Raw genomic sequence first — 10,086 nt, 5'->3', positions numbered from 1 at the left:
GATAATCCGAATAAAAAATCGCTGTGGGATAAGATCCACATCGACCCTGCCATGCTGCTGATCCTGCTGGCTCTGCTGGTGTACAGCGCCCTCGTTATCTGGAGCGCCAGCGGCCAGGATATCGGCATGATGGAGCGTAAAGTTGGCCAGATCGCCATGGGTCTGGTCATTATGGTGGTGATGGCGCAAATACCACCGCGCGTGTATGAGGGCTGGGCGCCCTATCTCTATATTTTCTGTATCATTTTGCTGGTGGCAGTAGATGCGTTCGGTGCTATCTCGAAGGGGGCGCAACGCTGGCTGGATCTGGGGATTGTCCGCTTCCAGCCGTCAGAAATCGCCAAAATCGCCGTTCCGCTGATGGTGGCGCGCTTCATTAACCGCGACGTCTGCCCGCCGTCGTTGAAGAATACCGCCATTGCGCTGGTGCTAATTTTCCTGCCGACGCTGCTCGTGGCCGCACAGCCTGACCTCGGTACCTCGATTCTCATCGCCCTCTCCGGCCTGTTCGTCCTGTTCCTGTCCGGCCTGAGCTGGCGTCTGATCGGCATCGCGGTGGTCCTGCTGGCTGCCTTTATTCCTATTCTCTGGTTCTTCCTGATGCATGATTACCAGCGCCAGCGCGTGATGATGCTGCTCGATCCCGAGACCGATCCGCTGGGCGCAGGCTATCATATTATTCAGTCGAAGATTGCGATTGGCTCCGGCGGCCTGCGCGGAAAAGGCTGGCTGCACGGGACTCAGTCGCAGCTCGAATTTTTACCGGAACGCCACACCGACTTTATCTTTGCCGTTCTGGCTGAGGAGTTAGGGCTGGTTGGCATCCTGGTTCTGCTTGCGCTCTACGTGCTGTTGATCATGCGTGGGCTCTACATTGCCGCACGCGCGCAGACCACCTTTGGCCGGGTTATGGCGGGTGGATTAATGTTGATTTTGTTCGTTTATGTCTTCGTAAATATTGGTATGGTGAGTGGTATTCTGCCGGTTGTTGGTGTACCGCTGCCGCTGGTGAGTTACGGGGGCTCGGCACTGATCGTGTTGATGGCCGGGTTTGGTATCGTCATGTCGATCCATACCCACAGGAAAATGTTGTCCAAAAGCGTATAAAAATAAGGGGATCGCAATGCGTAAGCAGTGGCTGGGGATCTGCATCGCAGCAAGTTTACTTGCCGCCTGTACAAGTGATGATGGTCAGCAACAGGCAACCGTCGCGCCGCCGCAGCCTGCGGTCTGTAATGGCCCGATTGTTGAAATTAGCGGTGCCGATCCCGTTTATGAACCGCTGAACGCCAGCGTGAATCAGGATTATCAGCGCGACGGTAAAAGCTATAAAATCGTTCAGGATCCTTCCCGTTTCAGCCAGGCCGGCTTTGCTGCCATCTATGACGCTGAGCCAGGCAGCAATCTGACCGCGTCAGGTGAAACCTTCGATCCGATGCAGATCACGGCGGCACACCCGACACTGCCTATTCCAAGCTATGCGCGCATCACTAACCTGGCGAATGGCCGGATGATCGTGGTACGTATCAACGATCGTGGCCCTTACGGCAACGATCGCGTGATCTCCCTGTCACGCGCGGCAGCCGACCGTCTGAATACCTCAAATAATACAAAAGTGCGTATCGACCCGATTATCGTGGCGCAGGATGGTTCGCTGTCTGGCCCGGGCACGGCCTGTACCACGGTCGCGAAACAGACCTACGCCCTGCCCGCACGCCCGGATCTAAGCGGTGGTATGGGGGGCGCTTCAATGCCAGCAGAGCCCGCGCAGCCGCAGGGTGAAGTGCACGCCATCAGCAACGATACGCTACAAAGTGAAGATGCGACAGGCGCCCCGGTGAAAAGCAGTGGTTTCCTTGGTGCACCCACCACGTTAGCGCCGGGCGTGATTGAATCAAATGAACCTGCCCCAGCGCCTGCGCCCGTTGTTGCTGCACCCGCTACACAACCCGCCCCGGTGACCGCACCGGCTGCTACGCAGACTGCGGCGCCTGCGACGGCGAGCGGCAGCTACGTGGTTCAGGTTGGCGCCGTCAGCGATCGGGCCCGTGCAGAGCAGTATCAGCAGCGTTTAAGCCAGCAGTTTGGCGTGCCAGGCCGCGTTGAGCAAAACGGTGCGGTATGGCGTATCCAGATGGGTCCGTTTGCCAGCAAATCGCAGGCAGCGTCCCTGCAACAGCGTTTGCAGAGCGAGGCGCAGCTCCAGTCGTTTATCGCTGTTGCGAAGTAATTAATCGGTGGTATCCGAAATGTCAGTTTGTGTAAACCACGTTAACACTCTCATGATGAAAGTCGGATGCCTGCCCGTATAGCATTTGCTATAGTAAGGCACTTTTTTTAATTCCATCACGGATGTCGTAGTTCTGACCATGAAGACCACTTTTTCTGCTCGTTTTGTGCAGCGCATGGCGCTGACCACGGCCCTTTGCGCTGCTGCGTTCTCCGCAGCTCACGCGGATGACCTGAACATCAAGACCATGATCCCTGGCGTTCCGCAGATCGACGCGGAATCCTACATCCTGATTGATTACAACTCCGGCAAAGTTCTGGCAGAACAGAACGCCGATGCCCGCCGCGACCCGGCCAGCCTGACCAAAATGATGACCAGCTATGTTATCGGCCAGGCCATGAAAGCGGGTAAATTTAAAGAAACCGATCTGGTGACTATCGGTAACGATGCGTGGGCAACCGGCAACCCGGTGTTCAAAGGTTCATCGCTGATGTTCCTGAAGCCAGGCATGCAGGTTCCGGTCTCTCAGCTTATCCGTGGCATCAACTTGCAGTCCGGTAACGACGCCTGCGTGGCAATGGCCGATTTTGCAGCGGGCAGCCAGGACGCGTTTGTGGGCCTGATGAACAGCTACGTCTCTGCGCTGGGCCTGAAAAACAGCCACTTCCAGACCGTTCACGGCCTGGACGCCGAAGGTCAGTACAGCTCCGCGCGTGACATGGCGCTGATCGGTCAGGCGCTGATCCGCGATGTGCCAAACGAGTACTCTATCTACAAAGAGAAAGAGTTCACCTTCAACGGCATTCGTCAGACCAACCGTAACGGCCTGCTGTGGGACAATAGCCTGAACGTCGACGGCATCAAAACTGGTCACACCGACAAAGCCGGCTATAACCTGGTGGCTTCTGCCACTGAAGGCCAGATGCGTCTGATCTCTGCCGTGATGGGGGGCCGCACGTTTAAAGGACGCGAAACGGAAAGTAAAAAACTGCTGACCTGGGGCTTCCGCTTCTTCGAAACCGTGAATCCGCTGAAAGCCGGTAAAGAATTTGCCTCTGAACCTGTCTGGTTTGGCGATAACGACCGTGCTTCCCTGGGTGTGGACAAAGATCTCTATCTGACGATCCCACGCGGTCGTATGAAAGATCTGAAAGCCAGCTACGTGCTGAATACCACCGAGCTGCACGCCCCGCTGCAAAAGAATCAGGTCGTGGGTACCATCAACTTCCAGCTGGATGGAAAAACCATCGATCAGCGCCCGCTGGTGGTGCTGGAGGAAATTCCTGAAGGCAATTTCTTCGGCAAAATCATTGATTACATTAAGCTGATGTTCCATCACTGGTTTGGTTAAAAATTGAACACTTGAAAGTGTGATTTTGATCCCCATATACTACGTATCAGTAAAACTCCCGCCCCGTGGCGGGAGTTATTATTTTTTATACACACGCCGGAGCTGACATGAAAACCAAACTTAACGAACTGCTTGAATTCCCTACCCCTTTTACTTACAAAGTAATGGGTCTGGCGAAACCTGAGCTGGTTGATCAGGTGGTTGAAGTGGTACAGCGCCATGCGCCGGGCGACTACTCTCCATCAGTCAAACCGAGCAGCAAAGGTAACTACCACTCAGTCTCAATCACCATCACTGCGACACACATTGAGCAGGTTGAGACGCTGTACGAAGAGCTCGGCAATATCGAAATTGTTCGTATGGTGCTGTAGTCCCTCAGCGGTTACCCGGTTTGCCGGGTAACCCACTTCCCCGCTGTGATATACTCCCCGTTACCTATTCTCCCTTGTCTTCGGAGACGTCCTTTTGTACCAGGATAAAATTCTTGTCCGCCATCTTGGGCTACAGCCTTACGAGCCTGTCTCTCAGGCTATGCATGACTTTACCGACAGGCGCGATGACACCACGCCTGATGAAATCTGGCTGGTTGAACACCTGCCGGTGTTCACTCAAGGCCAGGCAGGAAAAGCCGAACATTTATTGATGACGGGCGATATCCCGGTGATCCAGAGCGATCGCGGTGGACAGGTGACCTACCACGGCCCGGGCCAGCAGGTGATGTATGTTCTGCTTAACCTGAAACGCAGAAAGCTGGGCGTGCGTGAGCTCGTGACCTTACTGGAGCAAACCGTGGTCAATACGCTGGCTGAGTACGATATTGACGCTCACCCTCGCGCCGATGCCCCGGGCGTTTATGTGGGAGAGATGAAGATCTGTTCGCTGGGGCTGCGTATCCGCAAAGGCTGCTCGTTCCACGGGCTGGCGCTGAATATCAATATGGATTTGGCCCCCTTCCAGCGCATCAACCCATGTGGGTATGCCGGTATGGAAATGACGCAAATGCGCCAGTGGGTCGATACCGCCACGCCTGACAATATCCGGCCCGTGCTTCTGAAGAACTTTTTAGCACTGCTTAACAATCCCACCTACGAATATATTGCTGCTTAACTCACCTCGGGCAGTGGCTCAATTATTTGACCAGCCACTGCTTAATTACCGCATTTACGCTTTACAATAAACCGCATATTCTATATTTTCGAGTCGCCCATATATTAGCGTCACATATTAATTAGAACCTTAATAGAACCATCGCCGGGTTTCGTGTAACGTGCGTGACAATCACCCAACTGCTTGTTTTCGATAAATAATGGAAACTTACTAAACACTTTACGAATCTCTGCAAGCATAATAAATAAATTCAACTATCATTCATATTGTGAATGGATACGGAGTAAGAGCGTGGAGCCTACTAATTTACCAGCCAAACGCCTGAATGAAACCAGCGGCGAAGATAAGCCGCAAATTTTTCGGACTTTACGTAATATTGATCTCAATTTATTGACTATTTTTGAGGCGGTATATGTCCATAAAGGTATCGTTAATGCTGCGAAAATTCTTAATCTCACGCCCTCTGCTATTAGCCAGTCAATTCAAAAATTGCGCGCGATATTTCCCGATCCGTTATTTATTCGTAAAGGCCAGGGCGTAACCCCAACCGCGTACGCTACCCATCTGCATGAGTACATCAGCCAGGGTCTGGAATCAATACTGGGCGCGCTGGATCTCACCGGCAGTTATGATAAGCAACGAACTATCACCATAGGCACCTCTCCCTCAGTGGGCGTTCTGGTCATGCCGGCCATCTATCAGGCGGTGAAACAGCATGCGCCACAGTTGCTTATCCGCAACGTGCCCGTCACCGATCCGGAAACACAGCTGGCGCAATTCCAGACGGACCTGATCATCGACGGCAATAGCTTTACGGCCAGAGCGTTAGGGCATAACGTACTTTATACCGACACTCTGGCGCTCGTTTGTCGTCAGGCTCACCCTGCGTTGAGCGCACCTTTGACGCCAGAAAATTTGCGCCATTACGAACATGCGACATTTATGTCCGAAGGACAGGGTCAGGATCCGCTGCGACAACGTATTGACGAACTCTTCCCGGATCGTCCGATCAGCTTTAGCAGTTACAATATGTTTACCCTCGCGGCCCTGATTGGCAGCAGCGACTTGCTCTGTATCATGCCTGTGCGTCTCTTCACTTTGCTTCAAAAGTGCTGGCCACTGGAGAGCATTCCATTAAGTCAACTTACGACGGAATCTATTGAAATCTCACTGCATTACAACAAGCTAAGCCTGCGTGATCCGGTGCTGGAAAACGTCATCAATGTGATCCGCCAGACTTTTTGATCCGCCTTTCAGCGTAAGGCCCTGCCACATGCGGGGCAAAAGGCACAAAACAACAACTATTTTACAAATTGGCGACCTGGCAGGCTGCTTTACCGCCCCTTTAAATGATATACTGCCTGTCGTTCGTTCAAAAATAGTTGATAATTACAACATTCCCTTGAATTGAAACGCTTTCCTTCGATATTCGCAACTGGAACACGCACGCTATGAGTAAACCCATTGTGATGGAACGCGGTGTTAAATACCGCGATGCCGATAAAATGGCCCTTATCCCGGTTAAAAACGTGGCTACAGAGCGCGAGGCGCTGTTAAGAAAACCGGAATGGATGAAAATTAAACTTCCGGCTGACTCTTCGCGTATTCAGGGGATCAAAGCGGCGATGCGCAAAAATGGCCTCCACTCTGTCTGTGAAGAGGCCTCCTGCCCTAACCTTGCTGAATGTTTCAATCACGGTACCGCGACGTTTATGATTCTGGGTGCCATCTGCACCCGCCGCTGTCCGTTCTGTGACGTTGCTCATGGCCGTCCTGTTGCGCCTGACGCTAACGAACCGCAAAAACTGGCGCAGACCATTGCCGATATGGCGCTGCGTTATGTTGTTATCACCTCCGTTGACCGTGACGATCTGCGCGATGGCGGTGCTCAGCATTTCGCTGACTGCATTACCGCCATCCGCGAAAAAAGCCCGAACATTAAGATTGAGACGCTGGTGCCGGACTTCCGTGGCCGTATGGACCGCGCGCTCGATATCCTGACCGCGACGCCACCAGACGTGTTCAACCACAACCTGGAGAACGTACCGCGTATCTACCGTCAGGTGCGTCCAGGTGCAGATTACAACTGGTCGCTGAAGCTGCTGGAGCGCTTTAAAGAAGCCCATCCGCATATTCCTACCAAGTCTGGCCTGATGGTGGGACTGGGTGAAACCAACGCTGAGATCATTGAAGTGATGCGCGATCTGCGCCGCCACGGCGTCACCATGCTGACGCTGGGGCAGTATCTACAGCCAAGCCGTCACCACCTGCCTGTACAGCGTTACGTGAGTCCGGATGAGTTCGATGAAATGAAAGCCGAAGCGATGGCGATGGGCTTTACCCACGCTGCGTGCGGTCCGTTTGTTCGCTCCTCTTATCACGCCGATATGCAGGCGAAGGGCGAAGAAGTGAAATAAAGCTGTAAAACTTATTTACAGTAAAACAAAAAACCGGCCTCGTGAGCCGGTTTTTTTATGCAAGCCTTGCAGCATTGCCATTACTCTTTGTGTGAAAGCTTCTGTGCTGCGATGTCATCTTCGGCACTTTTCTTCGCTGCCGCGTCGTCATCGTTCATTGCTTTCTTAAAGCCCTTAATGGCAGCACCCAGGTCTCCACCCAGCGTGCGTAACTTCTTGGTACCGAACAGCAGGACGACCAGTGCGGCAACCACCAGCAGTTTGGTAATACTAATCTCACCCATAAATACCTTCTTTACATGAAACAGGCTGCATTCAGCGCCAAAGAAACCTGAACGTATTAACGGTCATCAGGCGCGCGCACACAATAGCAATCTGTAACAAGGTGAATCAAGCATTGTTGAAAAAAACATCATATTAATTGCGGTGGCGCAAACCTGCGGTTGCGCAGAACAGGTAATTGCTGACGCGCAAGCGTTATTCGTGCTGACGTTATCTCTGTCAGCAGTAAAGCAGGCGCTTCCGCCGCCGCGGCTACGGTCACTCCCAGCGGATCGACAACCCTGCTCTGCCCGATATTTTTATTGCCACATTCACCCGCAGCCACTACATAGCAGGTGGTGTCCAGCGCGCGTGCGGCCAGTAGCGTTACCCAGTGATGCTCCTTAAGCGGTCCTCTGACCCACGCGGCGGGCAGAACCAGCACCTCGGCCCCCTGTAGTGCCAGGTTCAGCGCCAGCTCCGGAAAACGGATATCGTAGCAGGTCATCAGGCCAACCTTAAAACCCTCCACCTCAATCAGCGGCGGAATTACACTCCCCGGATCGACCAGTCGCGACTCCTGGACGCTGAACGCATCATACAGATGAAGTTTGGCGTAGCTTGCGACAATAGCGCCTTCACGTATCGCCACCAGCGTGTTCACCGCCCGCCCCGGCGTGGAGGGAACATGGATAGTCAAAATGGTGGTGAGCGCGTTACCGACGCTTTCGGCCAGCAGTCGTTTCAGAAACGCCCCTTCCAGCATTTGCGCAGACTTTACCGACAGGTCCGGATCGCCATCATCGCGCGCCAGTAACGCTTCAGGAAGCACCAGCAGCGCCGCCCCTTTTTGCTTCGCCTGGTTCATCAGGGAGATGCACTTGTCCGCGTTTTCATTCCAGTCCGGCGTCACCGCAAACTGCCCTACTGCAACATACATAATTGTCTCCCGGTTAAAAACAGCGTTACACTCGACGCACTTACACAGCAAATAGCAGGTATTGACAGTGTTACAACTACTTATAGCCGTTTTTATTGGTGGGGGCACGGGTAGCGTTGCGCGCTGGCTCTTAAGCATGCGGTTTAACCCGCTGCATCAGGCCATTCCGATGGGGACACTGGCGGCAAACCTGATCGGGGCATTTATCATCGGGATGGGGCTGGCGTGGTTTAATCGCATGACCAACATCGACCCTATGTGGAAGGTACTGATTACAACCGGTTTCTGCGGCGGTTTAACGACGTTTTCTACCTTCTCTGCGGAGGTGGTGTTTCTGTTTCAGGAAGGCCGGATGGGCTGGGCGCTGACGAACATTGCCGTTAACATGCTTGGCTCGTTTGCGATGACTGCGATCGCATTCTGGTTATTTTCCTCCGCCAGCGGACATTAAGCGCGACAACCTTAATGTTGGCTTAATTTTTCTCTGTCATTCTTGGCTCAATATTGAACGAGGGTGATAGCATGAGAGAGAATCTGTCAGGCGTGGGTATGGTATTGCTAAGCGTCGCGATCGTCGCCAGCTTTCTGAAGATCTATCTTTTTGGTTGATTCATAACGAAAAAAAACCCGCTCATTGAGCGGGTTTTGAAATTCTTGCTGACGCGTCTGAATTACAGAGCGATTACGTTAGCAGCAGAAGGGCCTTTGGCACCGTTAGTGATTTCGAACTCTACGCGCTGACCTTCAGCCAGAGTTTTGAAACCATTAGACTGGATTGCAGAGAAGTGTACGAACACGTCTTTGCTGCCATCTTCAGGAGTAATGAAACCGAATCCTTTGGACTCATTAAACCACTTAACGTTACCTTTAATCTTAGACATCAAAATTACCTTTACATTAAAAAACGACACAAATGCTGTGTCGGGTATCAGTACAACAATTGTGAGGCGTTTTGTCCAGCGGATCTTTGATAAAAAGTGACAAAAGTCGCGTTAATTTTCGCTGTCCGATTTTTATCCTTTACATTTCATTGTCTGTGCGTTTTTTGGCCGATTTACCAGACAAATTCAGTTAAAACTGAAACCGCATCCAGGCAAAGTAAACGTTACCGTTGTTATACGTACCCGGTATGTAGGTCATCTGAAACGTTGCAGGACCATAGCCGATGGAGGCAAGCGGCAACAGTACCGGAACAGGAATGTATTTCCAGTTATCACGCGCCGTGAACCCTGCCGTATAGCCCAGCCTAAGACGGAAGTTGTCGTCTGATAACGGACGCCAGGTTTTTTCCCAGCCGTAGCCACCAATAGGCTCCCATTTATTGTAGGAGTCCTTAAACGCCATCAGGTACAGGCCATGCCAGTTACCTTTTTCATCCCAGCGAGACTGACCGAAACCAGCCCCCCACGGACGCTCGTTATAACGGTCTGTTTTTTCTTTATCGTAGGCAAAACGTGCATGCCACGTAATGGCCGGAATATAGAGATCGTAATGTTCAGGTTCGTTCCATGTTTGCGCAACGTTATCCGTGAAGGTGTTGAACCAGCTTTTATCCGCTGTATTGCTCTGTGCATTAACAGCAGACGCAAATGATAACTGCGCAATAATAAACAATAAAATCAGGGGGAATTTAATTCGTACAATCACAATGCCATTACCATATTTAGTATTCGGTGCAGACCTTAGCACAGATTACTTGAATGAACGCTTAACAGCATGGGTGTTATTCCTAATTACCATCCCGTTCCTGAGAATAGTCTGACGATACATAAACTGCATG

Annotated in this window: 12 protein-coding genes; 8 read left to right on the top strand and 4 right to left on the bottom strand. The window is 52.2% G+C overall.

Features of this window, described 5'->3' with window-relative positions; all coding sequences use genetic code 11:
• From mrdB to lipA, 7 genes are all read left to right on the top strand, one after another.
• On the top strand, positions 1-1,107 hold a 1,107-nt coding region (mrdB, locus tag HP459_RS05300; RefSeq protein ID WP_171936000.1), incomplete at its 5' end, for a peptidoglycan glycosyltransferase MrdB.
• Between the two features lie 16 nt (positions 1,108-1,123).
• Positions 1,124-2,230: an endolytic peptidoglycan transglycosylase RlpA gene (gene rlpA, locus HP459_RS05295; protein WP_023305687.1), complete on the top strand. Its 1,107-nt coding sequence runs from the start codon at positions 1,124-1,126 to the stop codon at positions 2,228-2,230.
• Positions 2,231-2,369: 139 nt separating this feature from the next.
• Positions 2,370-3,581, top strand: a complete 1,212-nt coding sequence (gene dacA / locus HP459_RS05290; RefSeq protein ID WP_003858714.1) for a D-alanyl-D-alanine carboxypeptidase DacA — start codon at positions 2,370-2,372, stop codon at positions 3,579-3,581.
• 107 nt (positions 3,582-3,688) lie between these two features.
• Positions 3,689-3,952 (top strand): DUF493 family protein YbeD, encoded by a 264-nt coding sequence (ybeD, locus tag HP459_RS05285; protein ID WP_003858718.1) that lies wholly within the window; start codon positions 3,689-3,691, stop codon positions 3,950-3,952.
• A gap of 94 nt (positions 3,953-4,046) precedes the next feature.
• A complete protein-coding gene (gene lipB, locus HP459_RS05280; RefSeq protein ID WP_023299587.1) occupies positions 4,047-4,688 on the top strand; it encodes a lipoyl(octanoyl) transferase LipB in 642 nt (213 codons plus the stop codon).
• A 291-nt stretch (positions 4,689-4,979) separates the two neighbouring features.
• On the top strand, positions 4,980-5,933 hold the full coding sequence (locus tag HP459_RS05275; protein ID WP_022647425.1) for a YbeF family transcriptional regulator: 954 nt from the start codon (positions 4,980-4,982) through the stop codon (positions 5,931-5,933).
• A 206-nt stretch (positions 5,934-6,139) separates the two neighbouring features.
• The gene (gene lipA / locus HP459_RS05270) at positions 6,140-7,105 is read left to right on the top strand and encodes a lipoyl synthase (RefSeq protein ID WP_006809637.1); all 966 of its coding nucleotides are present in this window, start codon (positions 6,140-6,142) and stop codon (positions 7,103-7,105) included.
• Positions 7,106-7,185: 80 nt separating this feature from the next.
• Here the strand turns inward: lipA and tatE are convergent, their stop codons facing one another.
• Positions 7,186-7,389 carry a twin-arginine translocase subunit TatE gene (gene tatE, locus HP459_RS05265; protein ID WP_022647424.1) on the bottom strand — a complete coding sequence of 68 codons (204 nt, stop codon included), beginning with the start codon at positions 7,387-7,389 and terminating at the stop codon, positions 7,186-7,188.
• Positions 7,390-7,517: 128 nt separating this feature from the next.
• Positions 7,518-8,306, bottom strand: a complete 789-nt coding sequence (locus tag HP459_RS05260) for a deaminated glutathione amidase (protein ID WP_022647423.1) — start codon at positions 8,304-8,306, stop codon at positions 7,518-7,520.
• Between the two features lie 67 nt (positions 8,307-8,373).
• On the opposite strand from HP459_RS05260, the gene crcB reads away from it, so the two are divergent.
• On the top strand, positions 8,374-8,757 hold the full coding sequence (gene crcB / locus HP459_RS05255; RefSeq protein ID WP_017382474.1) for a fluoride efflux transporter CrcB: 384 nt from the start codon (positions 8,374-8,376) through the stop codon (positions 8,755-8,757).
• A gap of 220 nt (positions 8,758-8,977) precedes the next feature.
• Here the strand turns inward: crcB and cspE are convergent, their stop codons facing one another.
• Both cspE and pagP read right to left on the bottom strand, forming a co-directional pair.
• A complete protein-coding gene (cspE, locus tag HP459_RS05250; RefSeq protein WP_002439184.1) occupies positions 8,978-9,187 on the bottom strand; it encodes a transcription antiterminator/RNA stability regulator CspE in 210 nt (69 codons plus the stop codon).
• A gap of 190 nt (positions 9,188-9,377) precedes the next feature.
• Entirely contained in the window at positions 9,378-9,953 is a 576-nt protein-coding gene (pagP, locus tag HP459_RS05245; RefSeq protein ID WP_171935999.1) for a lipid IV(A) palmitoyltransferase PagP, read from the bottom strand.
• Positions 9,954-10,086 lie beyond the last annotated feature (133 nt).

Source organism: Enterobacter sp. CM29 (genome assembly GCF_013179605.1).
Taxonomy (GTDB): domain Bacteria; phylum Pseudomonadota; class Gammaproteobacteria; order Enterobacterales; family Enterobacteriaceae; genus Enterobacter; species Enterobacter intestinihominis.
Note: the sequence above shows the minus strand (reverse complement) of the source record. Positions and strands in the feature narration are given on the sequence as shown.